Source organism: Rhodoferax sp. GW821-FHT02C08, from assembly GCF_059421805.1.
This window is the reverse complement of the sequence record NZ_JBWKVR010000004.1, coordinates 43,193-69,621: the sequence shown is the minus strand read 5'-3', so window position 1 is coordinate 69,621 and position 26,429 is coordinate 43,193. Positions and strand designations below refer to the sequence as shown.

The window sequence follows — 26,429 nt, the reverse complement described above, 5'->3', positions numbered from 1 at the left end:
TGCCGTGCCGTGGCGCTTGGGGGACACTACATTTTTAATAGCTACTCCCGCAGGCTCTATGTGCGCCAAACGCATATTTGGCTTGAAACTTGCAGGCCCTGAACGCTATGAGCAACTCCGCCCTTCTCTCCCTGGCTGCGGCCCTGGTCTGTGCCGTCATCGGCCTGTTCACCGCATTCGCTGGCCTGATTGCCCACAAGGCGGCCAAAGCCGCCAGCGCGGCCAGCATGGCCTGCGAACGCATGCTGCGCCTGATGGAGGTGCGCGAGGCCGTCGCCGCCGCCAGCGCAGTCCATATGGAGGCCGAACGGGCACAGCAGCAGGCCGCAGAACTTAGCCGCGCTTATGGGCTGATGGGCTTGTTCACCACGGCGGGCGAGCTGGACGCGCACCAGTCGCAGCTGGCCGCCGATGCCAAGGCAGATCTGGCCGGAGAAATCGCCGCCCATGCGCAGCGCTTCATCCACTCCCGCAACGAGCTGGAAGAACAGCCGGTGCACGACATCGACCGTTCACTGACCGAGTTCCAGCACGCACTGACAGAAATCCGCCGGCTGCGCAAAGAGGTGGAAGAAGAACAGGCAACCGTGGCACGCAAGCACACCACCTACACCTGAGACGGGTAATCGCAGCGGCTTGTATGTTCAAGACATCGGGCGGCGCTGCCACCAACCCAGCAGCTCATTGCCCACCAGCGCGGCCACGACCAGGGTACCGCCCAGCAGAACGCGCGGATCGGGTGCCTCGTTGGCACCCAGCCAGGCCAGGGCAATGCCAAACAGCACTTCCAGCAATTGCAGCAGCGACACCTCGGGCGCCTTCAACACCCGGGCGCACCATACCGACAGCACGCATGGAATGGCCAGCTGCACCGAGCCCAGCAGGGCCAGCAAGCCCATATCGTGCGCGGTCGCCTGGAAAGGCAAAGCCAAAGGCAGGGTCAAAGCCGACGAAATCAAGGCCCCCACCAGTACCGAAGGCACCAGGTCCACATCATGGCCCTGTGCCCGGCTGCGCTGCAGCACAGTCCAGTTCACCGCGCCGGCAATCGGTACGCACAAGGCGACCAGCGAGCCCAGCAACTGCTCCATCCCACCCTCCAGCGAGAGCTGTGCACCATACATGGTGGCGATACCCACGCCCGCCACGGCAATCGCCGTCCAGGTGCGCATGGGCAAACGGTGGCCAATCACGAAGCGGGCCAGCAATGCAGTGAACAAAGGCCCCAGCGCCATGGTGACCAGCACATTGGCCACCGGGCTCATGCTCAGAGCCAGCATGAAGGCAGTAAACATCACCGCCCAGCACACGCCCGACAACCATAGCGAAACGCCGCCCCGGGCGATCTTGATGAAAACCGCACGGCCCTGCAGGATGGGCAAAATCACCAGCAGCGACAACACTGTGAAGGCGCTACGCCAAAAAGTGATTTCAAAGCTGTGGGCAGACTCCAGGTGGCGGGTGGTAACCCCTGCGATGGACCACATCAGGGTCACCAAAACCATCATGAACAAGGCGCGGGCGTGGGATAAATGCATGCCCTATTGTCGCCTGCCGCAGCACCTGCCTAGACAACGTAACCTAAGCTGCTGGATGCGCCAAACCGGTCAGGCCCATGCGCCGGCACAAGGCATGCGCCGTCTGGTACAGGCTGCGCAATTGCCGCGCCGCGTCCGCGCAGGCGTCGGCGCTATAGTCCAGCCCAACGCGTTCAACCTGCCCGGCCAGGGCAGCCAGAGCATGAAATCCCAGGCTGGCGCAGCCACCCTTGAAGGCATGGGCCACCTCTTGCAAGCACGCCGTATCGGCCGCGTCCAGGCATGCCACCAGGGTATTGAAGCTGCGAGACTCGTCGTTGAAAAAGCTGTCCAGCAAGGAGCGGTAGCCGTCCAGGGAAATCGCCACGCAAACCTCGCCCAGCATGGGCATATCCAAGTGCCGGGCCACATCTTCCGAGCGGAAGCGCCGTGGTTCGGCCGGTGCAGGCGGGGCCACCGTTGCAGCCTCTTGCGCAGGAGCGCGGCTGTCCATCAGGCCGAAGCGCTGCTGCAGCAAGGATTCGATCTGGTCCATTCGCACCGGCTTGGACAGAAAATCGTCCATGCCCGCTGCCAGCGCACGCTCACGGGATTCGGCAAAGACATCGGCCGTCAAGGCCACGATGTAGACGCGGGACGCCGCACCACCACCCGCGCGCAATGCCTGGGTGGCCTGCAGACCGTCCAACACGGGCATGTGCACATCCATGAACAACACATCGGGCGCGGCACGCCGTACCTCGGCCACAGCCTGTTCGCCGTCCTCCACGAAACGGATGCGGTGGCCCAGCCGTTGCAGCAGGCCCTCCATGTACTTGCGGTTCACCGGGTGGTCTTCAGCGACCAGGATGTCCAGGCCGCCGATGATGCCGTACTGGGTCGCATGCGCAGGTAGCACCGCGGGCGCCTGCTCGGTACCCTGCGGAGCCGGCACGCAGGGCAATAGCAGTGCCAGGCTGAACTGGCTGCCCCGGCCGGGCTGGCTCTGCACCGTAATATCGCCTCCCATCAGCCGGGCCAGGCTGCGGGAAATTTCCAGGCCCAGACCGGTGCCCCCGAAACGGCGGGAAATACTGGCGTCACCCTGCGAAAAGCGCTGGAACAGGCTGTCCAGCGTGGCGGCGTCCATACCTATGCCCTGGTCGCTGACGCATAGCCGCAGCGCTACGGAATGCGCAGGTGTGGCGTCGCCCTGAGGTTCGCAGTCCACACTCAACAGAATGCGGCCCTGGGCGCTGAACTTGATGGCGTTGGACACCAGGTTCAGCAAGATCTGCTTGATGCGTGTACCGTCGGCCTGCACCCAATCGGGCAGCGGGCTATGCAATTCCAGCGCGAACTCCAGGTGCTTATCCTTGGCCAGCGGGCCCATCAGGGCATCTACATCGTGCAACAGCCGGATCAATTGCACAGGTGAAGGATTGATGGCCATCTTGCCCACGTCCAGGGCCGACACGTCCAGAATGTCATTCAACAAAGCCAGCAAATGGTTGGCCGAGCCGCGCACGGTGGCGACATAGTCGGCCTGTCGCGCATTCAGTCGCGTTTCCTCCAGCAGCCCCAGCATGCCCAAAATACCATTGAAAGGCGTGCGCAACTCGTGGCTCATATTCGCCAGAAACTGGCTCTTGCCGCGGTTGGCGCTCTCGGCCATGCGGTTGGCCTCTACCAGATCATCGGTCAAACGCTTCAAGGCTAAGCGCTCCTCTTCCTGCCGGCGATGCCGGACCACCAGGGCACCGGATGCCACCAACAGCACGATCAGCTGTGCCAGCGTAAGCCAGACGATCATATTGTTCTGCCACAGCAGCGTGGTGCCCTGCCCCTCCAGCTGCAGTGATACCTGGCTGTTTGCAACCATGCTCAGTGCTTGCACCTCGGGCCCCATGGCATTGAATTCCCGCAGCAAATCAGTCAATGCCTGAGGGTCCGGATCTGGCTGCTCCAACACGCTATCGGTCTGCGCCACCAACTGTTCCATGCGGGGAATGACCGCCACGTATTCAGGCCGCCCCTGGAGGATGGCAATGCTGGGGTTGTCACGCAGCAAACCCAGGCGACTCACGAAGATGTTCAGTCGCAGATTCAGCTCATCCATGTCCGGTGGTTCACGGCTTTTGACCCGGCTGTCCAGCACCTGGCGAAAACGCAAAAATTCGCGCTCAAACTGAAAGGCCATGGCCGTGATCGAATCATTTCCCAAATGGCTGTTTTGCCGTATGGCCTGCCGCTGCGTCAGTTGTAGCACCAGCATTACCGCCATGGCCAGCGCCATGCCGACCGTCACTACGGCGACCCAGAGCAAATAACGGTGGTAATTCGTACGCCCAAACATCAAGGGAGCCCCATTCGAAATGCGTCCACCTGGACCATCCAAGCACGCAACCATGGTAACGCGTGCCCGCCATGCAGCAAAACATGCCACGCATGAAAAAACCCCGGCACGCCATGACGGCGCCCGGGGCTTCCAAGAGAGCAGCACCTCGCGGTGGCTGCTCCGAATCAGGGCTTAACGGCCTGCGCGCTTGCGATCGCTTTCCTTCAGATGGCGCTTGCGCAGACGCACCGACTTGGGCGTGATTTCGACCAGTTCGTCGTCTTCGATAAACTCAACGCCGTACTCCAGTGTCAGCTCGATCGGAGGCGTGATCTTGACCGCATCTTCCTTGCCGGACACGCGGAAGTTGGTCAGTTGCTTGGTACGCGTAGCATTCACCACCAGGTCGTTGTCACGGCTGTGGATACCGACGATCATGCCTTCATACACAGGGTCGTTGGCGCGCACGAACATGCGGCCGCGGTCGTCCAGCTTGCCCAGGGCATAGGTGAAGATTTCACCGTCGTCCATGGAGATCAGCACACCGTTCTTGCGGCCGCCGATGTCGCCCTTGTGCGGCTCGTAGCTGTCGAAGATGTTGGAGATCAGGCCGGAACCACGGGTCAAGTTCAGGAATTCGTTGGAGAAACCGATCAGGCCACGGGCCGGGATGCGGTACTCCAGGCGCACACGGCCACGGCCATCCGGCTCCATGTTGACCAGTTCACCCTTGCGCTCGCCCAAAGCCTGCATCACGCCGCCCTGGTGCTGTTCTTCGATATCGGCCGTCACCAGCTCGATAGGTTCGTGCTTCTCGCCATTGATGTCCTTGAACATCACGCGTGGCTTGGACACTGCCATCTCATAGCCTTCACGGCGCATGTTTTCCAGCAGGATGGTCAGGTGCAATTCACCACGGCCCATGACTTCAAAGATACCTTCTTCGTCGGTTTCGTTGACGCGCAAAGCCACGTTGTGTTGCAGTTCCTTTTGCAGGCGGTCCCAGATCTGGCGGCTGGTTACGAACTTGCCTTCACGGCCGGCCAGCGGGCTGGTGTTGACGCAGAAGTTCATGGTCAGCGTGGGCTCGTCCACTTTCAGCATGGGCAGTGGTGCGGGCTTCAGCGGATCGGTCACGGTCACACCAATACCGATGTCGGCAATACCGTTGATCAACACGATTTCGCCGGGGCCGGCTTCCGTGGCTTGCACGCGTTCCAGACCTTGGAAGGTCAGCACTTGGTTGATACGGCCCTTGACGACCTTGCCGTCCGGACCTTCCATGACCACCACGTCCATATTGGGCTTGATCGTGCCTTGACCGATGCGGCCCACGCCGATACGGCCCACGAAGGTGGAGAAGTCGAGTGCGGAAATTTGCAGCTGCAGAGGAGCTTCAGGGTCGCCGCTTTGCGATGGCACGTGCTTCAGCACGGTGTTGAACAAGGCCGACATGTCGGGGCCCCATTGCTCACCAGGAGCACCCTCTTCCAGCGAGGTCCAGCCATTGATGCCGGAAGCGTAGACCACCGGGAAGTCGAGTTGTTCGTCGGTCGCGCCCAGCTTGTCGAACAGGTCGAAGGCGGCGTTCACCACGTGCTGGGGACGCGCACCGGGCTTGTCCACCTTGTTCACCACCAGAATCGGCTTCAGGCCCAGGGCCAGCGCCTTCTTGGTCACGAAACGAGTCTGCGGCATCGGGCCTTCTTGTGCATCGATCAACAACACAACGCCATCGACCATGGACAAGGCACGTTCCACTTCACCACCGAAGTCCGCGTGACCGGGGGTGTCAACGATGTTGATGTGCGTGCCTTCCCAGCTCACTGCGCAGTTCTTGGCCAGAATCGTGATGCCACGTTCTTTTTCGATGGCGTTGTTGTCCATCACGGTGTCAACCACTTTTTCGTGCTCGGCAAAGGTGCCGGACTGGCGCAGCAGTTGGTCAACCATGGTGGTTTTGCCATGGTCAACGTGGGCGATGATCGCTATGTTACGGATTTGTTTAGTGCTCATATTTCTCTACTCCTAAATCGAATGGCTCTCTGCTTTTTGCGCCTGGGCCAGAATCTGACCTATGTCCAGCGGGCTTAGCAGTCGCCCTGGTATCAATTCACCGTCCTTCGCCTGTGCCGTTCCCAGCAAGGTGGCGGGGCTGTCGCCGTATACCGCCACATGGGCAGCATCGGGCCAGTCGCCCCGGCGGCGCACGCCGCTCAGAAACCGTCCCGCATTCTGCGTGTCCAACATGACACGCTGGTGCTGCGCCAACAACGCATCCACCGGCAGCAGGCAGTCCAGGCGCTGGTCTTCCGTCATGGCCTCCAACTCCGCCAAAGTGACGCACTGCGTTATCCCGAAATCACCGGTCGCAATGCGACGCAATGCCGTCAGATGCGCACCGCAACCGAGTGCCTCACCAATATCTTCACCCAGTGTGCGGATGTAGGTGCCCTTGCTGCACTTAGCTACGATTTCTATAGCTTCCAGCGCAGATTCTGTCTGCGCCAAAGCCACTTTTAATTCAAAAATCTCGACATCCCGCGCCGGTCGCTCAATCTCCACCCCGGCACGCGCGTACTCGTACAAGGGTCTTCCGTCCTTCTTCAAGGCGCTGTACATGGGCGGCACCTGCCGGATCGGGCCTGTGAACTGCTTCTCCACGGCCACCACCTGTTCGGGGCTGACATGCACCGGCCGCGTCTCGATCACATCGCCTTCGGCATCGCCGGTAGAGGTTTTCACCCCCAGCCGGGCTACTGCCAGGTAGGTCTTGTCAGCATCCAGATGCAGCTGGCTGAACTTGGTCGCCGAGCCAAAACACAGAGGCAGCACACCGGTGGCCAAGGGGTCCAAGGTACCGGTATGGCCGGCCTTCTCGGCGCGCAGCAGCCATTTCACTTTTTGCAGCGCATCATTGCTGGACAGGCCCAAAGGCTTGTCCAGCAGCAGCACCCCATGCACGGGACGCCTGGCAACCCGTACACGTGGCGTTGCGGTCATGGGGCTTAGTCTTCCTTGGCCCGGGATGCCACCGCGCGCGCAATCAGCGCGTTCATATCGGCGGCTTTCTCGGTCGTCCGGTCAAAGTGAAAGTGCAAAGTCGGCACGGTATGGATGTGCAAGCGCTTGAACAAACCAGCGCGCAAAAAGCCTGCGGCCTGGTTCAAACCCTCGGTACATTCGTCCGGGTTGCCCGTCAGCACGCTGAAGAAAACCTTGGCGTGCGCGTAGTCGGGCGTAACCTCCACCCCCTGGATGGTGACCATGCCCACCCGCGGGTCTTTCAACTCGCGGGCGATCAGCTCCGTCAGATCCCGCTGAATCTGGTCGGAGACTTTGAGGCTGCGGTTTGGCGCAGCGGCTTTGCGTTTCACCATTACAGGGTACGGGCGATTTCTTTGATCTCAAAGAATTCCAACTGGTCGCCCACGGCGATGTCGTTGTAGTTCTTGAGCTTGATACCGCACTCGAAGCCTTCGCGCACTTCGCGGACATCGTCCTTGACACGCTTGAGCGAGTCAATTTCACCGGTGTAGATGACGATGTTTTCGCGCAGCAAGCGGAAGCGTGCACTGCGATTGACCGAGCCGTTGGTAACCATACAGCCTGCGACCGTACCGATCTTGGAAGCCACGAACACGGTGCGAATCTCGGCCATACCGATGACTTCTTCACGTTGCTCGGGCGCCAGCATGCCGGCCATGGCAGCCTTCAACTCATCCACGGCGTCGTAAATGATGTTGTAGTACTTCACGTCCACAGCATTGCCTTCGGCCAGCTTGCGGGCACCGGCATCGGCGCGCACATTGAAGCCGATCACGATAGCCTTGGACGCAATCGCCAGGTTGATATCGGACTCGCTGATACCACCCACAGCGGCGTACACCATCTGGATCTTGACTTCGTCGGTCGACAGCTTGAGCAGCGATGCAGCCAAAGCTTCCTGCGAACCCTGCACATCAGCCTTGACGATGATAGGCAGTACCTTGACTTCGCCCGCCGTCATGTCCGTGAACATGGTCTCCAACTTGGCGGCTTGTAGCTTGGCCAGCTTGGTGTTACGGAACTTGCCGGCACGGTAGGTAGCGATTTCACGGGCCCGGCGCTCATCCGGCAGAACCATGAACTCATCACCCGCCTGTGGCACTTCGGTCAAACCCTGGATTTCCACCGGGATCGATGGGCCAGCCGACTTGGAGGGACGGCCGTTTTCATCCAGCATGGCGCGCACACGGCCATAGGTAGAACCTGCCAGCACGATGTCGCCGGTTTTCAGCGTACCCGACTGCACCAGCACGGTGGCCACAGGGCCCTTGCCCTTGTCCAGACGCGCTTCAATCACCAGGCCCTTGGCCATGGCGTCCACCGGTGCTTTCAGTTCCAGCACTTCGGCCTGCAGCAGAACTTGCTCCAGCAGTTCGTCAATGCCCTGTCCGGTCTTGGCAGACACCGCCACGAATGGCGAGTTACCACCGAAGTCTTCGGGGATCACGTCTTCCACCACCAGCTCGTTCTTCACACGCTCGGGGTTGGAGTCTGGCTTGTCGATCTTGTTGATGGCAACCACGATGGGCACACCAGCCGCTTTCGCGTGCTTGATAGCTTCCTTGGTTTGCGGCATCACACCGTCGTCGGCAGCAACCACCAGAATCACGATGTCGGTGGCTTGCGCACCACGGGCACGCATCGCAGTGAACGCTTCGTGGCCCGGGGTATCCAGGAATGACACCATACCGCGCGGAGTTTCCACGTGGTAGGCACCAATGTGCTGGGTAATGCCACCGGCTTCACCCGATGCCACCTTGGCACGGCGGATGTAATCCAGCAGCGAGGTCTTACCATGGTCCACGTGGCCCATGACGGTTACCACAGGTGCGCGCGGCAAGGCTTCGGAATGCTGTTGCGAAACTTCGTCGTCGGTGAAGGCTTCTGGATCATCCAGCTCGGCAACGATAGCCTTGTGGCCCATTTCTTCGACCACGATCATGGCCGTATCCTGGTCCAGAGGCTGGTTGATGGAGACCATCTGACCCAGCTTCATCAGGTGCTTGATCACCTCAGATGCCTTCACCGCCATCTTGTGGGCCAGTTCGGCCACAGTGATGGTTTCAGGCACGTGCACTTCAATGATGCGCGCTTCCATTGGCGCTTGTTGCGCGTGGTCGTCATGCTGGTCGCGGTCATTGCTGCCACGGCGACCACGCGGTCCACCACGCCAGTTGCCACGGCCACCGACGCCACCGCTGGAATCGCCACGGGTGGGCAGTGGTTTCTTCTTGGCGGGATCTGCCCAGCTGCTCGACAGCTTGGCCGACTTGACTTCCTTACCTGCACCAGTGCCGGTAGTTGCTGGCGCTGGCGCCGGCTTGGCCGGAGCTGCACCGGCAGCGGGCTTGTGCAAGGTGCCCTTCATGCCGGCCTTGGCCGCGTCAGCGGTTGCAGGCTTGGCCACAGGCTTGGGCTCTTCCGGTTTCTTGGCGACCAACACCTTCTTGGGCGTGGACATCATCAAACGGATGGCGGCAGCTTCTGCTTCGGCCTTGCGGCGGCGGTCTCCCAGATCCACCACGCGGGCGGCTTCTTCGTCTGCACGGGCCTTGGCCTCGGCAGCGACCTTGGCGCGGGCATCCGCCTCGGCCTGGGCCTTGGCTTGGGCCGCAGCAGCGTCGGCTTGCGCCTTGGCCTGGGCAACAGCTTCAGCTGCGGCGTTGATGTTTTGTCCAACGGCAGACAGAGGCGGCGTGGGCGCAGCCGCTTTTTGTTGTTCAGCCTGGGCACGTGCTGCAGCCTTGGCCGCCGCTTCTGCTTCAGCTTCTGCCTTTTCAGCAGCAGCCCGTTCACGCGCTTCCTGCTCTTCACGCTGGCGGCGCTTTTCGATCAGTTCTTCTTCCTGACGGCGCATCAGCTCAGCCTGGCGGCGAGCTTCTTCCTCACGGCGGGCCAATTCAGCTTCTTCTGCCGCGTTGCTGGACGGAACTTCCAGTTCAGCCTCTAGCACAGCGCCCTCGGGGCTCGCGTCCATGCCTTCATCACGCTTGATGAAGGTGCGCTTTTTGCGCACCTCGACCTGGATGGTGCGAGCACGACCGGTTGAATCGGCCTGCTTGATTTCGCTGGTGGATTTCTTCACCAAGGTAATTTTCTTGCGTTCCAGAGTAGCAGTGCCATGGCTGGCCTGCAGATAGCCCAACAAGCGTTGCTTGTCGGACTCGCTCAGAACGTCAGACACAGCAGCTTTGGCAACACCGGCACCCCGGAGTTGTTCCAGCAGGGTGTCAGGGGATTTTTTGAGTTCAGCAGCAAACTCGGCGACGGTAGTAGTGGACATGTATTGTGTGACCTTTCATGACCATTACTCTTGAGAGGCGCCGTCATTGGTAAACCAATGCGCGCGCGCCTTCATGATCAAGGTCGTGGCCTCGTCCTCAGACTGGCCGGTAATTTCGGAGAGCTCATCACCAGCCAAATCGGCCAGATCGTCGCGTGTTTGGATGCCGCCCGCATGGAGCTTGGCAATCAGTTCGGGGGTCAGACCTTCCAGGTCGCGCAGGTCCTGGGATACCGCCTCGGCATTTTCTTCCAGGGCGATTTCCATCGTCAGCAGCACGTCCTTGGCACGCGAGCGCAGCTCGTGCACGGTGTCTTCGTCAAAGCTTTCGATTTCCAGCATTTCCTGCAGAGGCACGTAGGCGATTTCTTCCAGGCTGGTAAAGCCTTCATGAATCAGGATGTCAGCCATTTCTTCATCGACATCGAGCTTTTCCATGAATAGCTTGCGACTGGAATCGGTTTCCACAGCCTGCTTCTGGGCCGACTCGGCGGCGTCCATGATATTGATCTTCCAGCCGGTCAATTCGGCGGCCAAGCGCACGTTTTGACCACCACGGCCGATCGCGATCGCCAGATTTTCCTCATCGACCACCACATCCATCGCATGGCGCTCTTCGTCCACCACGATGGAGGTGACATTGGCCGGAGCCAGGGCGCCAATCACGAACTGGGCCGGGTCTTCACTCCACAGCACGATGTCGACGCGCTCGCCAGCGAGTTCATTGGTCACACCGTTGACACGGGTACCACGCACACCCACGCAGGTGCCGATGGGATCAACGCGCTTGTCGTGCGACAGCACGGCGATCTTGGCGCGCGAACCGGGATCGCGGGCACAGGATTTGATCTCCAGCAGGCCTTGTTCGATTTCAGGCACTTCCTGGCGGAACAGTTCAACCATGTAGGCAGGCGAGCTGCGCGACAGGATGATGGGGGCACCGCGCAAGGTCAGGTCCACTTCCATGATCATGGCGCGAACGCGGTCACCGGTACGCAGATTTTCCTTAGGGATCATCTCGTTACGACGCAGACGGCCTTCAACGCGGCCGCTCTCGACAATGATGTCGCCCTTGTCCATGCGCTTGACGGTGCCGACAAAAATCTTGTCGCCGCGGCTCATGAAGTCGTTCAACAGCATTTCACGTTCAGCGTCGCGGATTTTTTGCAGAATGACCTGCTTAGCGGCCATCGCACCAATGCGACCAATCGGCAGGGACTCGATCGGTTTCTCGATGTAGTCGCCTTCTTCGATGTCAGGAATGTCGTCGCGCACGTCCGACACCAGCTCTTCTGCCTCGGGGTTTTGCAAACCGGCAGAGTCTGGCACCACCAGCCAGCGGCGGAAGGTTTCGTAGTTGCCGCTATCGCGGTCCAGCGCCACGCGGATATCCACTTCGCCCTGGTACAGCTTCTTGGTGGCTTGCGCCAAAGCCGATTCCACTGCGCCAAACACAACGTCCCGCTCCACGTTCTTCTCACGTGAAATGGCATCTACCAACATCAACATTTCGCGATTCATGTCACGAATCTCCTGAACACTTAAACCAACAAAACCAAACCCGCTGAGCCGCATCTGCACGCTGGCGCCGACGGACCATCACCCAAGCGCCGCGCCAGTGTCTTTTGCGTTGCGGCCATTGAAACTTACGATAGGAGCCAAACGGGCATCCCGAATCTCATCCAGAGTGAACCCCAACGCCTGCACCGGCGCGGGAGCCCGTTTTTTACTGATACGCGCACCGGGCTTGGCCACGGGCTCGTCGCTCCAGACGATTTGCCAAGTGGGCGCCGCATCGGCGCTCACAGCGGCAACGCTTTCCAGCGTGCCGCGAAATTTCTTGCGATTGGCATTGACCTGGCCACCGGCCGCCATACCGATGGCGACCTTGAGGGTGATATCAATCACCGAACCTTCAAAACGTTCAAAGTCGGTCTTGTGGCGCAGTGGGCGATCGATACCGGGCGAGGAGACTTCCAGCCGCTTGTATTCGACGCCATCGACTTCCAGCGAAAACTGGAGTTGGCGGGTGACTTTTTCGCAGTCTTCCACGTTGATGAACTGCTCAGGCGCCCCCGCGACCCAAGGATGGTCGATGGTGATGCGCAGCAAACCACCAGCAGAGCGTTCGATCTCTACGAGGTCATAACCGAATCCGGTCACGGTTTGTTCAACGATGTCTTGTAACGCCACGTGTTATGAATATGAGTACATTGGGCCCGACCGCACCGCCATAAAAGCAGGTGCCGAGAGGCGTGTTAAAAACAATCGACCAAAAAAAACGGGCCGGTAATTACCCGCCCGTTTGGTCGTGAGCCCGGATTGTAGCGCAAAAATGGCTTTAATCCATTGATACGTAAGGGTTTTAGCGGGGCTTGGCCGGCATTCAGGCCGCCGCAGCCACCAGCGCCCGGGTATAGCCATGGTGTGGCGCATCCAGGACCTGGTCTACCGGGCCCGATTCCAGGATTTTGCCCTCTTGCATCACCAGCACCTGGTGGGCCATGGCACGTATCACCGCCATATCGTGGGTAATCAGGAGATAGGCCATGCCATGCGTGCGTTGCAACTGCTGCAGCAACTGCAGCACCTGCTTCTGGATGGTCACATCCAGCGCGCTGGTGGGCTCGTCCAGCACCAGGAGCTGGGGCCGCACGATCAGGGCCCGTGCAATCGCCAGCCGCTGGCGCTGGCCGCCCGAAAAGGCATGCGGGTAACGCTGCAGCAGACCCGGGAACTGGGTTTCGCCCAAGCCCACCTCAGCCAGAGCTTCCAGCACCATTTTTTTACGATCCGTTACACCTACATGCGGCGCATGCACGCGCAGACCCTCACCCACGATCTCTTCCACCGTCATACGTGGCGACAAGGAGGAAAACGGGTCCTGGAACACCACTTGCAGCTTGGCCCGCAGGGCCTTGTTGCCCGTCGCATCACGGCCCCAGGCCTGGCCGGCGCACTGCACGCTACCGGAAAATTTCTGCAACCCCAGAACCGCCAGTGCCAGGGTGGATTTACCCGAACCCGATTCGCCCACCACGCCCAGTGTCTGACCTGGGGGAATGGCAAAGCTGGCCTCTTTCAGCGCCACAAACTCCGCCTTGCGAAACCAGCCCCGCAGGCCGGCGATAGGCACCGGATAGGCCACCCGCAGGGATTGCGCCTGCAGCAAGGGCGGCGCGGGGCTGTCGGGCACCACATTGCGGACCGGCGTGCTATCGATCAACTTGCGGGTGTAGACATGCTGCGGACGGGCAAACACCTCGGCCACTGCACCAGTTTCGACGATGCGGCCCTGCTCCATCACCGCCACGCGGTCAGCAAACTGGCGCACCAAATGCAGGTCGTGGGAAATCAACAGCACGGCCATGCCGTACTGGCGCTGCAGATCGGACAGCAAGGCCAGAATCTGGGCGCGCACCGTCACGTCCAGCGCGGTGGTGGGCTCATCCGCCAGCAGCAGCTTCGGTCTGCAGGCCAGGGCCATGGCGATCATGGCGCGCTGGCGCTGGCCGCCGCTGAGTTGGTGCGGATAGCTGCCCACCCGGCGTGCGGGTTCGGCAACACCTGTACTTGCTAGTATTTCAATAGCTGCCTGCGCAGATTGCGCCTGCGTCAGGCCCTGTTTTAATTCAAAGACCTCGGCAATTTGGCGGCCAATGGTGAACAGCGGGTTCAGCGCCGTCATCGGCTCCTGGAACACCATGGCGATGTCCTGCCCACGGATACCGCGCAAGGCACCTTCTGACAGTGTCAGTAAATCGGTTCCGCCCCACAGGGCCTTACCGGAAACCCGGGCGTCCTCCACCAAACCCAACAAACTGAGCGCCGTGATGCTCTTGCCAGAGCCGGACTCACCCACCAGTGCAAACTTCTCCCCTGGCTGTATCTGGAAGCTGACGCGGTCCACCACCGGCTTGTCGCCAAAACGCACGCTCAGGTCTTGTACGTCGAGCAAGCTCATGCCTGAACCTTTCGCGGATCGAGCGCATCACGCAGCGCGTCGCCCATAAAGGTCAGCAGTAGCAAAGTGACCACCAGCACCACAAAGGTGGACAGCGAAATCCACCAAGCGTCGATATTGTTTTTGCCCTGGCTGAGCAGCTCGCCCAGCGACGGCGTACCGGGCGGCACGCCCAGGCCCAGAAAATCCAGCGAGGTCAGCGTAAGGATGGAGGCACTCATCTGAAACGGCAAAAAGCTGACCACCGGCGTCAGGCTGTTGGGCAGGATGTGACGCCAGATGATTTGCATATCGCTCACCCCCAGGGCGCGCGCGGAGCGCACGTAGTCCATCTGCCGGTTCCGCAGAAATTCGGCGCGGGTGTAGTCGCTCAGGCCCATCCAGCCAAACAGGCTGAGCAGGACCAACAACAGACTGATGCTGGGCGTGAAAATCGCGCTGAAAATGATCAGCATGTACAGATACGGCATGGAGCTCCAGATTTCAATGAACCGCTGGAAGACCAAGTCCGTCTTGCCGCCCAAATAGCCCTGCAGCGCACCCGTCGCCACGCCCACGACCACGCTGACCAGCGTCAGCGCCAGCGCGAACAGAACGCTGACACGAAAGCCGTACAGCAGTTGCGCCAACAGGTCGCGCCCCCGATCGTCCGTGCCCAGCCAGTTGTCGCGCGACGGCCCGGATGGATTGGGAAACTTGGCGAAATAGTTCAGTGTCTTGGGGCCGTAGCGGTTCGGCGCGTACAGCACCCAGTTGTCGCCGTGGGCCAGCTGCGCCTGGATGAACGGGTCCAAGTAATCGGTGCTGGTTTCAAAGTCGCCGCCGAAGGTCTTTTCAGAGTAGTCATGCACCAAGGGGAAGTACAGCTGACCTTGGTAGCGCAGCACCAACGGCCGGTCATTGCTGACCAGCTCGGCCGCCAGGCTCAGCAATACCAGCATACAAAAAACAACCAGGCTGTAGTACCCCAGGCGATTGCGCTTGAAGCGCTGCCAGGCGCGGCGGCCGGGCGATGGGCTAATCAAATCTGACACGCGGATCCACCCATACGTAGCAAAGATCGGAAATCAGCTTGGTGACCAGGCCGATCAGCGTAAACAAATACAGCGTGCCCAGCACCACCGGATAGTCACGGCGGATCACGCTCTCGTAGCTCAGCAGGCCCAGGCCATCCAGCGAAAACAGGGTCTCGATCAGCAATGAACCAGTGAAGAAGGCGCCAATGAAGGCCGCCGGAAAACCGGTGACGATGGGGATCAGCGCGTTACGCAGCACGTGCTTGTACAGCACCTGGTTCTGCGACAAGCCCTTGGCCCGCGCCGTCAGCACATACTGTTTGCGAATCTCTTCCAGGAAGGCGTTCTTGGTCAGAATGGCGGTGACGGCAAAGCTGCCCACCACCATGGCCGTGACCGGCAAGGCAATGTGCCAAAGGTAGTCCACCACCTTGGCGCCCCAGCTGAGCTCGTCAAAATTGCTCGACACCAGGCCGCGCAATGGGAACCACTGCAACTGCCCGCCAAACACCACCAGCAGCACCACACCCAGCACAAAACCGGGAATCGCGTAGCCCACCAAAATCAGCAGCGAAGTCACCAGGTCAAACGTGGACCCGGCCCGAACCGCCTTGGCAATGCCCAGCGGCACAGCGACCAGATAGCTGATGAAAAACGTCCACAGGCCCAGGCTGATGGACACCGGCAGCTTCTCCCACACCAACTGCGACACCGGCTTGTTCTGGAAAAAGCTCTTGCCCAGGTCGAAGCGCAGAAACTGCCCCAGCATCTGGACGAAGCGCTCGTGCGCCGGTTTGTCAAAGCCATATAGCGCCTTGATTTGCTCGATACGCTTGGGGTCCACGCCCTGCGCACCGCGGTAGCTGAAGCCCGCCCCCTCGCCCGCACCGCCGCTGCCGGCCACACCGGCCCTGGCCTCGGCCAGGTACTGCTCCACCGGCCCGCCAGGTACGAACTGCACCACCGCAAAGGTGATCAGCAGCACGCCCAGCAGCGTGGGCACCATCAGCAGCAAACGCTTCAGTATGTAGACAAACATGGTTTAAGGTGCTTTGACGGGCCGGGCCCACCAGGTGTGGATGGCCCAGCTTTCACCGGGAGAATACGGCGGCACCACATCGGGACGCGCCAGGCGCCAGGCGTTATAAGCCATGCGGTGGGTGGTGGCCGTCCACTGCGGAATCAGCACGTGGCTGTGGCTGATCACGCGCTCCAGCGCACGGCAGGCCGGCAGCAGCTCGGCCTGGGTTTTGGCGCCCGTCATGCGGGTAATGAGCGCATCCACCGCCGGGTTGCGCAGACCGTTGTAGTTGCCCGAATCCTCCACATCGGCGGCCTTGCTGCCGAACAAATCTGCAAATTCCTGGCCCGGGTTGTTGGTGCCGGGGTAGTTGATGGAGATCATGTCGAATTCGAACTTGCTCAAGCGCTGTTGGTACAGCGCGAAGTCCACTGGCCGGTAGTTCAGCTGGATGCCCAGCTTTTCCAGGTTGCGCGCCCAGGGGCTGACCACGCGCACGCCACTCTCGCTGCTGTCGAGCATTTCGATCACCAACGGCTCGCCCTTGGCATTGCGCAGCGCACCGTCACGTACCGTCCAACCCGCTTCCTGCAACAAGGCCTGGGCGCGCCGCAGATTGGCACGCAGGGACGAATCGCCGTCGGTGCGCGGCGGCACCGTCATCGGACCAAAGGCCGCAGCCGGAATGTCCTTGCGCAGCGGCTCCATCAGGGCCAGCTCCTGCGGGCTGGGCAAGCCCGTGGCCGCGCAGTCGGTATTGCCAAACAGGCCGTTCACGCGCTGGTAGGCGCCGTAGAACATCTGGCGGTTCATCCACTCGTAGTCCATCGCCAGGCCCAGGGCCTCGCGCACCCGCACATCCTTGAATTTGTCACGGCGCAGATTAAGCACATAGCTTTGGAAGCCCGAAGGCAGGCGGTGCTGGAATTCACCCTTGACCAGCTCGCCCGTGTCAAAACGTTTGCCGGTCACGCGACGCGCCCAATCGCCGGCAGAGAAGAAGCGCATCAGGTCGAACTCACCGGCCTTCAGCGCCTCCAGTCGGGCCGTGTTGTCCTTGTAGATCTTCACCGTGATACGGTCGAAATTCTCGGTGCCTCGCTTCACATTCAGGTCGCGAGCCCAATAGCTGGGGTCGCGCACATAGGTGATGTCCTTGCCGAAGTTCACCGGGCCGATACGGTAGGGGCCGCTGCCAATCGGCAGGTCCATCACCACCTCGTCAAAGCGCTTGCCTTGGCCCCACTTATGGCTGAAGACGGGCAGGCCGCCCACGGTCAACGGCAGCTCACGGTTTGGCTTCTTGAAGCGGTAGCGCACAGTGCGTGCATCCAGGACGTCAATACCGGCCACGTCCTCCAGCGCGGTCTTGTAGCCGGGCGAGGTGTAGGGGCCCATCAGTGTGTCGTAACTGAACTTCACATCAGACGCCAGCACCGGATCGCCATTGTGGAAGCGCGCCTCACGGCGCAGCACAAAAGTGGCACCCATGCCGTCGGCCGACACCGCCACATCCTCGGCCAGCAGACCATAGCCCGCGCCGTTCTCGTCCATAGAGCCAACCAGCAGGCTGTCGAACAGCATCTCGGTCAAATAGGCCGGCGCACTGCCCTTGATGGTGAAGGGGTTGTATTTGTCGAAGGTGGAGCTGCGGATGTTGCTGACCAGGCGTAGCTCGCCGCCCTTGGGGGCATCAGGGTTGACGTAATCAAAGTGCGTAAAACCGGGCGGGTATTTCAGCTCGCCCCACAGCGCATAGCCAGGCGCGGCCCAGGCCGACGCGGCACACAACAGTCCCCCCAAAGCCAGCAGAAATCGCATGCGACAATTCTGCAATACTTTTGGTCGCTAAACGACACGCTTAGCACTGCTCACTTTTCTTGGAGACTTTAGTCATGGGATTTCTTGCTGGCAAAAAACTGTTGATCACCGGCGTGCTGAGCAACCGCTCGATCGCCTACGGCATTGCCAAGGCCTGCCACGCACAGGGTGCCGAGCTGGCATTCAGCTACGTGGGCGAGCGTTTCAAGGACCGCATCACCGAGTTCGCCGCCGAATTCGACTCCAAGCTGATTTTTGACTGCGACGTGGGTGACGACGCGCAGATCGACAAGCTGTTCGCCGACCTGGCACAAACCTGGCCCACGTTCGACGGCTTTGTGCACAGCATCGGCTTTGCACCACGCGAAGCCATCACCGGCGACTTCCTGGAAGGCCTGAGCCGTGAAGGCTTCAAGATTGCGCACGACATCAGCGCCTACAGCTTCCCCGCGATGGCCAAGGCCGCCCTGCCCTACCTCAGCGACAAGTCGGCCCTGCTGACCCTGACCTACCTGGGCGCCCTGCGCGTGCTGCCCAACTACAACACCATGGGCCTGGCCAAGGCCTCGCTGGAAGCCAGCGTGCGCTACCTGGCTGAGTCGGTGGGCCCCAAGGGCGTGCGCGTCAACGGCATCAGCGCCGGTCCAATCAAGACCCTGGCCGCCAGCGGCATCAAGGACTTCGGCAAGATGCTCAAGGCCACGGCCATGAATCCCATCCGCCGCAATGTAACGATTGAAGACGTGGGCAATGTCGCCGCTTTCCTGCTGAGCGACTTGGCGGCCGGTGTGAGCGCCGAGATCACCTACGTGGACGGCGGCTTTAGCCAAGTCGTGGGTGGTATCGGCGAATAAGGTTCACGCGGCAGTCGCCGCCAGGATCCAAGCAAAAAGGGGCGCTGGCGCAGATAGCACCAGCGCCCCTAGCTATATTTTTTATAGCTATTTGTGGGCTTAGTAGCCTTCCGCCAGACCGGTATTGCGGCGTGGATCGTTCGCGCCGTAGAAGCGAAAGTTGCCGCGCGGCTTGCCCTCTAGCGTTGGCGCCCCCACCAAGATGGCAGCCAAGTGGTTTGCGGGCTGGGGCGCACCGAGGTTGTGGCCCATGCCTTCCAGAATCTTGCGGGTATCCGGGCTGATGCCGAAAGTGTCCACGTTCGTCAGGTCCGGCAGCCATTGCTGGTGAAAGCGCGGCGCGTCTACTGCTTCTTGTACGTTCATGCCGTAGTCAATCACGTTCCATATGGTGTGCGTCACCGCAGTGATGATGCGGCTGCCGCCCGGTGTGCCCACCACCATGACCGGCTTGCCGTCTTTGCTGACGATGGTCGGACTCATGGAACTCAGCGGACGCTTGCCGGGCTCAATCTTGTTGGCCTCGCCCTGCACCAGACCGTACAGATTGGGCACACCCACCTTGGAGGTGAAGTCGTCCATCTCGTTGTTCAGCAACACGCCGGTTTTGGCCGCCGTCACTTTCGCGCCAAACCAGTCATTCAGCGTGTAGGTCACCGATACCGCATTGCCAACTTTGTCCACGATGGAATAGTGGGTGGTGTTGCTGCCTTCGTGCGGTTCGACGCCTGGCTTCAAGTCCTTGGAGACCCCGGCCTTGCTCGGATCAATGGCAGCGCGGATCTTCGCGGCATAGGTTTTGTCCAGCAGGCGGTCCAGCGGATTCTTCACGAAGTCCGGGTCGCCCAGGTAGCTATTGCGGTCCAGGTAGGCGTGGCGCATGGCCTCGATTTGGTAGTGCACCGCTTGGGCCGAGCGGAAGCCCAACTCTTTCATGGGATAGCCCTCGACGATGTTCAAAATCTCGCAGATCACCACACCGCCTGAGCTAGGGGGCGGCGCCGAGACGATGTGGTAGCCACGGTAGTCGCACTCCACCGGCGCCAGCTCACGCACCTTGTACTGGTCCAGATCGGCCTGGGTGATGATGCCCTTGCCGGCGGTACTGGCGGCAACGATGTTGGCACCGACCAAGCCTTTGTAGAAGCCGTCCGCCCCCTTCTGGCTGACCAGCTTGAGCGTCTTGGCCAAGTCTTTCTGCACCAACTTTTCGCCAATTTTGAAAGGCTCACCCTTGTTCAGGAAAATGGCGGCAGAAGGCGCATCTTTCTTGAAGTCTTCGGTCGAAGTTTTCAGCATGTCCACATCGCCCTCTTGCAGCACAAAGCCACGCTCGGCCAAGGTGATGGCCGGGGCGATCAGCTTGGCGCGCGGCATGGTGCCGTATTTGGTCCGGGCCTCTTCAAAGCCGGCAACCGAACCAGGCACCCCCACGGCCAGATAGCCATTGGTGCTGGCGCCCTTGACTACGTTTCCAGCGGCGTCCAGGTACATATTCGCCGTGGCAGCCAATGGGGCTTTTTCGCGAAAGTCAAAGAAAGTCTTGCGGCCATCGGCCAGTTGCACGGTCATGAAGCCGCCGCCGCCCAAATTGCCGGCAGCCGGGTACACCACCGCCAGCGCATAGCCCACGGCGACTGCCGCGTCAATGGCGTTACCGCCGCGTTTGAGTACGTCAACACCGACCTGGGTTGCCAGGTGCTGGGCGGTGACAACCATGCCGTTTTCAGCGGCAACCGGTGCCACGGAAGCGGCCTGCGCAATACAGCACAGGCTGGCAGCGCTAGCGATCAACGCCAGACGGAAAGATAGAGTTTGCATGCGAATAGATCTCCAAACTTGGGGGACGGGCTACTACAAAAATTTACGACGTCACAGAAACCACTGTAACAACTGCAGTGGCGAAAACGGCATGCTTTTCATATGCGAGTCATGCTGCTTTGTAAGGAAAAATAACCGGCTCAGGTATTTGCTGCGCGCCAGGGGCGGCGTCAAATGTCGGCATGAAAAATCCTACATCGACACCGACACTTCCGCGCCGCAGCGTCCTGCAGTGCGCACTATTCCTAGTCGCCAGTGGTTTAGCCCCGATACGCGCACGGGCCGAGACCCCACCGCTGATGTTGCCCAAGATTTACCGGCAAGGTGTGGCGCTGAACGGGTACTGGGTCAGCGAAAAGTTTGACGGTGTGCGTGGCTACTGGGATGGCCAGCAACTATGGACACGCGGCGGTCAGCGCGTCACGCCGCCAGCCTGGTTCACTGCAGGCTGGCCGTCTGTGCCCATGGACGGTGAACTCTGGGCCGGGCATGGCGCATTTGCCAGCGCGGTATCCACGGTGCGCCAGCAAGCGGCCAGCGATGCAACGTGGCGCGAGATGCATTACATGGTGTTTGATCTGCCAAACCAAGGTGGCATATTTGACGAGCGACTCAAGGCGCTGCAGCAGCTGTCTTTGCCCGCCTGGGTGCAGCCGGTGGCACAGTCGCGTATTGCCAGCCACGCGGCCCTGCAAGCCCTGCTGCGCAAAACCGTGGGGGATGGTGGCGAAGGCCTGGTACTACACCGGGGCGACTCGCTGTACAGCGCCCAGCGCAACGAGGATCTATTGAAATTCAAACCCTTTGACGACGCCGAGGCCAAAGTCGTGGCGCATATTCCGGGCAAGGGTAAATTCGACGGCATGCTGGGCGCGCTGTTGGTGGAGACACCGCAGGGCCAGCGCTTCAAACTGGGCACCGGCTTGAGCGATGCCCAGCGCCGCGATCCACCGCCTATCGGTAGCTGGGTGACGTACCGCTTCCGCGACGTCAACCCCAGCGGCATCCCCCGCTTTGCCAGCTATCTGCGGCAGCGGGAGGATGCGAATTTATGACCCTTTCGTTTCTAATTCAGTCCGAGATTAGGCGCGAAGCTGCAGACAGTACTTGCGTACGGCAAGGCGAAGCAACGACATATCGGGCTGAATCAGAGACGAAATTACTTGGGCAGCAGCACCTTGTCCACCACGTGGATGACACCGTTGGACTGGTAGACATCGGCAATCGTCACATTCGCAGTGCCGCCTTTTTCATCGGTCACCGTGACGCCCATGCCGTTGGCCTTGGCGGTCAAGGTACCGCCGTTGACCGTCTTCAAGGTGGCCATGCCCTTGCCATCCATGACCATCTTGCCGATGGCGGCTGCGTCGTATTTGCCGGCCACCACGTGGTAGGTCAGGATGGTGGTCAGCGTGCCCTTGTTTTCAAGCTTGAGCAGCGTGTCTACCGTGCCAGCAGGCAAGGCGGCAAAGGCGGCGTTGGTAGGCGCAAACACGGTGAACGGGCCGGGGCCTTTCAGCGTTTCCACCAGACCCGCAGCCTTGACAGCAGCGACCAGGGTGGTGTGGTCCTTGGAGTTAACGGCGTTGTCGATGATGTCCTTGGATGCCAGCATGGGCGCGCCGCCGACCATCACATCGGCCATGGCGGCCACGGAAACGGCCGACATCACGAGGGCCAGGCTGAAAGAGGCCAGCTTGCGGGTAGTTTGAATCGAGACCATGGAATGCTCCTAGTAGGTTGATGACAAGCCGAAATGTTGCGGCTGATCTCAATACGGAGCGGGCCCGATTTTGGATGCAGAAAACCCCTGGTGTTTTCTGGGATTTATAAAAAACAAGCCGCTAGCGCAGGTGCTACCTGCGCTAGCGGCTACGTTTTTGATAGCAATGCTAGTTTTAGAGCTTAACGCAGTCGGCGTAGTAATGGTGCTTGCCGTCGGCATCCACCTCTTCCACCAGACCGTGGATGTCAGTCTCGAAGCCGGGGCACTGGGTGTTGAACTCGCGCGAGAACTTCAGATAGTCGACGATCTTCTTGTTGAACACCTCGCCCGGGATCAGCAGCGGAATGCCCGGTGGGTAGGGCGTGACCAGGCCCACGGTGACGCGGCCTTCCAGATTGTCGATTTCCACCCGCTCGGTCTTGCGCAGCGCAATGTGCGCGTAGGCGTCACTGGGCTTCATGGCCGGCGTCAGGTCGCTCAGGTACATGTCCGTGGTCAGGCGGGCGATGTCGTATTTGGCATACAGCGCATGCAGATGCTGGCACAGGTCGGCCAGGCCCATCTTTTCATAGCGCGGGTACTTCTGGCAAAACTCGGGCAGGATGCGCCACATGGGCTGGTTCTTGTCGTAGTCGTCCTTGAACTGCTGCAGCGCGGTCAACATGCTGTTCCAGCGGCCCTTGGTGATGCCGATGGTGAACATGATGAAGAAGCTGTACAGGCCGGTCTTCTCGACCACCACACCGTGCTCGGCCAGGAACTTGGTCACGATGCTGGCCGGGATGCCGGTTTTGGCGAACTTGCCGTTCAGATCCATGCCGGGCGTCACGATGGTGGACTTGATCGGGTCCAGCATATTGAAGCCGGTGGCCATCTTGCCAAAGCCGTGCCAGTTGGCCTTGGCATTGGTCTTGGATTCGCCCTTGATGATCCAGTCGGTGGCGCGGCCAATGCCCTCTTCCACCAGCTTGTCCGGGCCCCAGACCTTGAACCACCAATCGGTGCCATATTCCTCGTCCACCTTGCGCATGGCGCGGCGGAAGTCGAGCGCTTCGGCAATGCTTTCTTCCACCAGGGCGGTACCGCCGGGCGGCTCCATCATGGCGGCCGCCACATCGCAACTGGCGATGATGCTGTACTGCGGGCTGGTGCTGGTGTGCATCAGATAGGCTTCGTTGAAAAGATGCCGGTCCAGCTTGACGTTTTGCGAGTCCTGCACCAGCACATGGCTGGCCTGGCTGATGCCGGCCAGCAGCTTGTGGATGGACTGGGTCGCATACACCACCGCATGCTTGGGACGGATGCGCTTCTTGCCCATCGAGTGGTAGCTGCCGTAGAACGGGTGGAAGGCCGCATGCGGCAGCCAGGCCTCGTCGAAGTGTAGGTTTTCCACGTAGCCATCGAGCATGCTCTTGATGGTTTCGGTGTTGTACAGCACGCCGTCGTAGGTGGACTGCGTCAGCGTGAGGATGCGCGGCTTCACCGTATCCGCGTCCACGCCCTTGAGCAACGGGTTGGCGCGAATCTTGGCCTTGATGGCTGCGGGCTCAAATTCGCTCTTCGGAATGGGACCAATGATGCCGAAATGGTTGCGCGTGGGCTTCAGGAACACCGGGATTGCACCGGTCATGATGATGGCGTGCAGGTTCGACTTGTGGCAGTTGCGGTCCACCACCACCACGTCACCCGGTGCCACCGTGTGGTGCCAGACCATCTTGTTGCTGGTGCTGGTGCCGTTGGTCACGAAGAAGCAATGGTCGGCGTTGAAGATGCGCGCGGCATTGCGCTCGCTGTCGCCAATCGCGCCGTTGTGGTCCAGCAGCTGGCCCAATTCTTCCACTGCGTTACAGACGTCGGCGCGCAGCATGTTTTCACCAAAGAACTGGTGGAACATCTGGCCCACCGGGCTCTTCAAAAAGGCCACACCACCAGAATGACCGGGACAGTGCCAGGAGTAGGAGCCGTCTTCCGCATAGTCCAGCAAGGCCTTGAAGAACGGCGGTTGCACGCTCTCCAGATAGGACTTGGCCTCACGGATGATGTGGCGGGCCACGAACTCCGGCGTATCTTCGAACATGTGGATGAAACCATGCAATTCGCGCAGGATGTCGTTAGGCATATGGCGCGAGGTCTTGGTCTCGCCATATATATAAATGGGCACATCGCGGTTCTTGCGGCGCACTTCATCGATGAAGTGGCGCAGGTTCAGCACCGCCGGGTCCAGATCCGGCCCGGGCGAGAACTCTTCATCGTCAATCGACAAAATAAACGCACTGGCACGGCTTTGCTGCTGGGCGAACTGGCTCAGGTCGCCATAACTGGTCACACCCAGCACCTCAAAACCCTCTTGCTCTATGGCCTGCGCCAAGGCACGAATGCCCAGGCCCGAGGTGTTCTCAGAGCGAAAATCCTCATCGATGATGACGATAGGGAAACGAAACTTCATGCCGGCCTCCAGCCAATACGTGAATCAAGCTACCACACCCGCCCGGCACCACCCAGGGCCGCGCCAGCGGGGACAAATCTGCAAAATAGGCGCGAAGTGTAAGGACATCTGGTGAAGCTTCTCCGACACAGGGCTGCTTTTGTCCCAAAATGTGGCGCTAGCAACACAATCGAGAGCAATATGGCCGAATCGACCTTTTGGTGGCTGCTGGCAGGTGCCGCAGTCGCTGTGGAACTTGTCACCGGCACCTTCTATTTGTTAATGCTGGCCATTGGCTTCGCCGCAGCTGCCCTGGCGGCGCTATTCGGAGCAAGCACCACGGTGCAAATCCTGCTGGCCAGCGCCGTCGGTGGCGGTGCGGTCATCGTCTGGAGCCGCATCCGTGGCAAACATCCCCAAAGCCTCCCGGCCAGCGCCAACCCTGACGTGAATATGGACATCGGTGAAACCGTGGTGGTTGATACCTGGCAGGCCGACGGTACCGCCCAGGTGCACTACCGAGGCGCCCAATGGACGGTGGTGCACCGCGCTGGCAACCCGCCCAGCAGCGGCCCGCATCGGGTTGCGGAAGTGGTGGGAAACCGCCTGTTGGTCGACAAACTGTGAAACACTGGGCACCTGCCCACTACCGGAGTTGTTATGGAAATTGCCCTCGTCGTCCTCGTTATCGCCATCATCTTTGTCAGCCGCACCTTGAAAGTCGTGCCCCAGCAGCATGCCTGGGTCATAGAGCGGCTGGGCAAATACCACGGCACACTGACGCCAGGCCTGAATTTCCTGGTGCCCTTCGTGGACCGGGTGGCCTATAAACATGTGTTGAAAGAAATCCCGTTGGACATCCCCAGCCAGGTTTGCATCACACGAGACAATACCCAGCTGCAGGTGGACGGCATTCTGTACTTCCAAGTCACGGATGCCATGCGCGCCAGCTATGGTTCCAGCAACTACATCATGGCCATCAGCCAACTAGCGCAAACCTCGCTGCGCAGCGTCATCGGCAAGCTGGAGCTGGACAAGACGTTTGAAGAGCGCGACATCATCAACGCCCAGGTGGTCGCCGCCATCGACGAAGCCGCGCTGAACTGGGGCGTCAAGGTCTTGCGCTATGAAATCAAGGACCTGACTCCGCCCAAGGAAATTTTGCACGCCATGCAAGCCCAGATCACCGCCGAGCGCGAAAAGCGCGCATTGATCGCCGCCTCCGAAGGTCGCCGCCAGGAGCAGATCAATATCGCTACCGGCGAACGCGAGGCTTTTATCGCCCGCTCGGAAGGCGAAAAGCAGGCCGTCATCAACAAGGCGCAAGGTGAAGCGGCGTCCATCACCGCAGTCGCAACCGCCACTGCAGATGCCATCGAACGTGTGGCCACCGCGATTCGGCAGCCCGGCGGTGAGCTGGCCGTGCAGCTCAAAGTGGCAGAAAAAGCCGTCGAAGCCTACAGCCGGGTCGCCGCTGATGCCAAAACTACCCTGATCGTGCCCAGCAATATGACCGAGGTATCGGCCTTGATAGGCTCGGCCATGAAGATGGTCAACGCCACCAAACCGCAATAGGAGCCCTATGGAAGACCCGG

20 protein-coding genes are annotated in these 26,429 nt (G+C 60.5%); 5 read left to right on the top strand and 15 right to left on the bottom strand.

Annotation, left to right across the window (positions count from 1 at the left end; translation table 11 throughout):
• Positions 1 to 107: 107 nt before the first annotated feature.
• Positions 108 to 617, top strand: coding sequence for a hypothetical protein (locus AC07VY_RS06075; protein WP_495096866.1), 510 nt, complete (start codon positions 108 to 110; stop codon positions 615 to 617).
• Positions 618 to 644: 27 nt separating this feature from the next.
• Here AC07VY_RS06075 and AC07VY_RS06070 read toward each other — a convergent pair whose 3' ends face one another.
• The 12 genes from AC07VY_RS06070 to AC07VY_RS06015 form a co-directional block, all read right to left on the bottom strand.
• A complete protein-coding gene (locus tag AC07VY_RS06070) occupies positions 645 to 1,538 on the bottom strand; it encodes a DMT family transporter (RefSeq protein WP_495096867.1) in 894 nt (297 codons plus the stop codon).
• A gap of 43 nt (positions 1,539 to 1,581) precedes the next feature.
• Entirely contained in the window at positions 1,582 to 3,873 is a 2,292-nt protein-coding gene (locus tag AC07VY_RS06065) for an ATP-binding protein (protein ID WP_495096868.1), read from the bottom strand.
• Positions 3,874 to 4,047: 174 nt separating this feature from the next.
• Complete coding sequence (gene typA / locus AC07VY_RS06060; RefSeq protein ID WP_495076269.1) at positions 4,048 to 5,871, bottom strand: translational GTPase TypA; 1,824 nt, start codon at positions 5,869 to 5,871, stop codon at positions 4,048 to 4,050.
• 12 nt (positions 5,872 to 5,883) lie between these two features.
• Positions 5,884 to 6,858 (bottom strand): tRNA pseudouridine(55) synthase TruB, encoded by a 975-nt coding sequence (gene truB, locus AC07VY_RS06055; RefSeq protein WP_495096869.1) that lies wholly within the window; start codon positions 6,856 to 6,858, stop codon positions 5,884 to 5,886.
• A 5-nt stretch (positions 6,859 to 6,863) separates the two neighbouring features.
• Positions 6,864 to 7,235, bottom strand: coding sequence for a 30S ribosome-binding factor RbfA (gene rbfA, locus AC07VY_RS06050; protein ID WP_490593799.1), 372 nt, complete (start codon positions 7,233 to 7,235; stop codon positions 6,864 to 6,866).
• Complete coding sequence (infB, locus tag AC07VY_RS06045; protein WP_495096870.1) at positions 7,235 to 10,186, bottom strand: translation initiation factor IF-2; 2,952 nt, start codon at positions 10,184 to 10,186, stop codon at positions 7,235 to 7,237. The genes rbfA and infB overlap by 1 nt, the downstream gene beginning before the upstream one ends.
• 24 nt (positions 10,187 to 10,210) lie before the next feature.
• Positions 10,211 to 11,707 carry a transcription termination factor NusA gene (gene nusA, locus AC07VY_RS06040; RefSeq protein WP_495076272.1) on the bottom strand — a complete coding sequence of 499 codons (1,497 nt, stop codon included), beginning with the start codon at positions 11,705 to 11,707 and terminating at the stop codon, positions 10,211 to 10,213.
• Positions 11,708 to 11,785: 78 nt separating this feature from the next.
• Positions 11,786 to 12,379 carry a ribosome maturation factor RimP gene (gene rimP, locus AC07VY_RS06035; protein WP_495076273.1) on the bottom strand — a complete coding sequence of 198 codons (594 nt, stop codon included), beginning with the start codon at positions 12,377 to 12,379 and terminating at the stop codon, positions 11,786 to 11,788.
• A gap of 193 nt (positions 12,380 to 12,572) precedes the next feature.
• The gene (locus AC07VY_RS06030) at positions 12,573 to 14,150 is read right to left on the bottom strand and encodes an ABC transporter ATP-binding protein (protein ID WP_495096871.1); all 1,578 of its coding nucleotides are present in this window, start codon (positions 14,148 to 14,150) and stop codon (positions 12,573 to 12,575) included.
• Entirely contained in the window at positions 14,147 to 15,184 is a 1,038-nt protein-coding gene (locus AC07VY_RS06025) for an ABC transporter permease (protein WP_495096872.1), read from the bottom strand. Before AC07VY_RS06025 ends, AC07VY_RS06030 begins: the two co-directional genes overlap by 4 nt.
• On the bottom strand, positions 15,168 to 16,205 hold the full coding sequence (locus AC07VY_RS06020) for a microcin C ABC transporter permease YejB (protein ID WP_495076276.1): 1,038 nt from the start codon (positions 16,203 to 16,205) through the stop codon (positions 15,168 to 15,170). The genes AC07VY_RS06025 and AC07VY_RS06020 overlap by 17 nt, the downstream gene beginning before the upstream one ends.
• A 3-nt stretch (positions 16,206 to 16,208) precedes the next feature.
• Positions 16,209 to 18,008, bottom strand: a complete 1,800-nt coding sequence (locus AC07VY_RS06015; RefSeq protein WP_495096873.1) for an extracellular solute-binding protein — start codon at positions 18,006 to 18,008, stop codon at positions 16,209 to 16,211.
• Between the two features lie 74 nt (positions 18,009 to 18,082).
• On the opposite strand from AC07VY_RS06015, the gene fabI reads away from it, so the two are divergent.
• On the top strand, positions 18,083 to 18,862 hold the full coding sequence (gene fabI / locus AC07VY_RS06010; RefSeq protein ID WP_495076278.1) for an enoyl-ACP reductase FabI: 780 nt from the start codon (positions 18,083 to 18,085) through the stop codon (positions 18,860 to 18,862).
• Between the two features lie 99 nt (positions 18,863 to 18,961).
• Here the strand turns inward: fabI and ggt are convergent, their stop codons facing one another.
• Positions 18,962 to 20,683, bottom strand: a complete 1,722-nt coding sequence (gene ggt, locus AC07VY_RS06005; protein WP_495096874.1) for a gamma-glutamyltransferase — start codon at positions 20,681 to 20,683, stop codon at positions 18,962 to 18,964.
• A gap of 182 nt (positions 20,684 to 20,865) precedes the next feature.
• On the opposite strand from ggt, the gene AC07VY_RS06000 reads away from it, so the two are divergent.
• Positions 20,866 to 21,738, top strand: a complete 873-nt coding sequence (locus AC07VY_RS06000) for a DNA ligase (protein ID WP_495096875.1) — start codon at positions 20,866 to 20,868, stop codon at positions 21,736 to 21,738.
• A 104-nt stretch (positions 21,739 to 21,842) separates the two neighbouring features.
• Here AC07VY_RS06000 and AC07VY_RS05995 read toward each other — a convergent pair whose 3' ends face one another.
• Together AC07VY_RS05995 and AC07VY_RS05990 are read right to left on the bottom strand one after the other, a co-directional pair.
• Positions 21,843 to 22,406 carry a fasciclin domain-containing protein gene (locus AC07VY_RS05995; RefSeq protein WP_495096876.1) on the bottom strand — a complete coding sequence of 188 codons (564 nt, stop codon included), beginning with the start codon at positions 22,404 to 22,406 and terminating at the stop codon, positions 21,843 to 21,845.
• 175 nt (positions 22,407 to 22,581) lie between these two features.
• Positions 22,582 to 24,855 (bottom strand): Orn/Lys/Arg family decarboxylase, encoded by a 2,274-nt coding sequence (locus tag AC07VY_RS05990; RefSeq protein ID WP_495076282.1) that lies wholly within the window; start codon positions 24,853 to 24,855, stop codon positions 22,582 to 22,584.
• A 180-nt stretch (positions 24,856 to 25,035) separates the two neighbouring features.
• Here AC07VY_RS05990 and AC07VY_RS05985 point away from each other — a divergent pair, with 180 nt between their 5' ends.
• Entirely contained in the window at positions 25,036 to 25,461 is a 426-nt protein-coding gene (locus tag AC07VY_RS05985; RefSeq protein ID WP_495076283.1) for an NfeD family protein, read from the top strand.
• A gap of 33 nt (positions 25,462 to 25,494) precedes the next feature.
• Positions 25,495 to 26,409 (top strand): SPFH domain-containing protein, encoded by a 915-nt coding sequence (locus AC07VY_RS05980; RefSeq protein ID WP_495076284.1) that lies wholly within the window; start codon positions 25,495 to 25,497, stop codon positions 26,407 to 26,409.
• The last annotated feature ends 20 nt before the right edge of the window (positions 26,410 to 26,429 follow it).

Excerpts from the sequence above, each read along its gene's own strand:
- AC07VY_RS06075 (WP_495096866.1), top strand. The coding sequence starts at position 108 with ATGAGCAACTCCGCCCTTCTCTCCCTGGCTGCGGCCCTGGTCTGTGCC.
- AC07VY_RS06070 (WP_495096867.1), bottom strand. The coding sequence starts at position 1,538 with ATGCATTTATCCCACGCCCGCGCCTTGTTCATGATGGTTTTGGTGACC.
- AC07VY_RS06065 (WP_495096868.1), bottom strand. The coding sequence starts at position 3,873 with ATGTTTGGGCGTACGAATTACCACCGTTATTTGCTCTGGGTCGCCGTA.
- typA (WP_495076269.1), bottom strand. The coding sequence starts at position 5,871 with ATGAGCACTAAACAAATCCGTAACATAGCGATCATCGCCCACGTTGAC.
- truB (WP_495096869.1), bottom strand. The coding sequence starts at position 6,858 with ATGACCGCAACGCCACGTGTACGGGTTGCCAGGCGTCCCGTGCATGGG.
- rbfA (WP_490593799.1), bottom strand. The coding sequence starts at position 7,235 with ATGGTGAAACGCAAAGCCGCTGCGCCAAACCGCAGCCTCAAAGTCTCC.
- infB (WP_495096870.1), bottom strand. The coding sequence starts at position 10,186 with ATGTCCACTACTACCGTCGCCGAGTTTGCTGCTGAACTCAAAAAATCC.
- nusA (WP_495076272.1), bottom strand. The coding sequence starts at position 11,707 with ATGAATCGCGAAATGTTGATGTTGGTAGATGCCATTTCACGTGAGAAG.
- AC07VY_RS06030 (WP_495096871.1), bottom strand. The coding sequence starts at position 14,150 with ATGAGCTTGCTCGACGTACAAGACCTGAGCGTGCGTTTTGGCGACAAG.
- AC07VY_RS06020 (WP_495076276.1), bottom strand. The coding sequence starts at position 16,205 with ATGTTTGTCTACATACTGAAGCGTTTGCTGCTGATGGTGCCCACGCTG.
- AC07VY_RS06015 (WP_495096873.1), bottom strand. The coding sequence starts at position 18,008 with ATGCGATTTCTGCTGGCTTTGGGGGGACTGTTGTGTGCCGCGTCGGCC.
- fabI (WP_495076278.1), top strand. The coding sequence starts at position 18,083 with ATGGGATTTCTTGCTGGCAAAAAACTGTTGATCACCGGCGTGCTGAGC.
- ggt (WP_495096874.1), bottom strand. The coding sequence starts at position 20,683 with ATGCAAACTCTATCTTTCCGTCTGGCGTTGATCGCTAGCGCTGCCAGC.
- AC07VY_RS06000 (WP_495096875.1), top strand. The coding sequence starts at position 20,866 with ATGAAAAATCCTACATCGACACCGACACTTCCGCGCCGCAGCGTCCTG.
- AC07VY_RS05995 (WP_495096876.1), bottom strand. The coding sequence starts at position 22,406 with ATGGTCTCGATTCAAACTACCCGCAAGCTGGCCTCTTTCAGCCTGGCC.
- AC07VY_RS05990 (WP_495076282.1), bottom strand. The coding sequence starts at position 24,855 with ATGAAGTTTCGTTTCCCTATCGTCATCATCGATGAGGATTTTCGCTCT.
- AC07VY_RS05985 (WP_495076283.1), top strand. The coding sequence starts at position 25,036 with ATGGCCGAATCGACCTTTTGGTGGCTGCTGGCAGGTGCCGCAGTCGCT.
- AC07VY_RS05980 (WP_495076284.1), top strand. The coding sequence starts at position 25,495 with ATGGAAATTGCCCTCGTCGTCCTCGTTATCGCCATCATCTTTGTCAGC.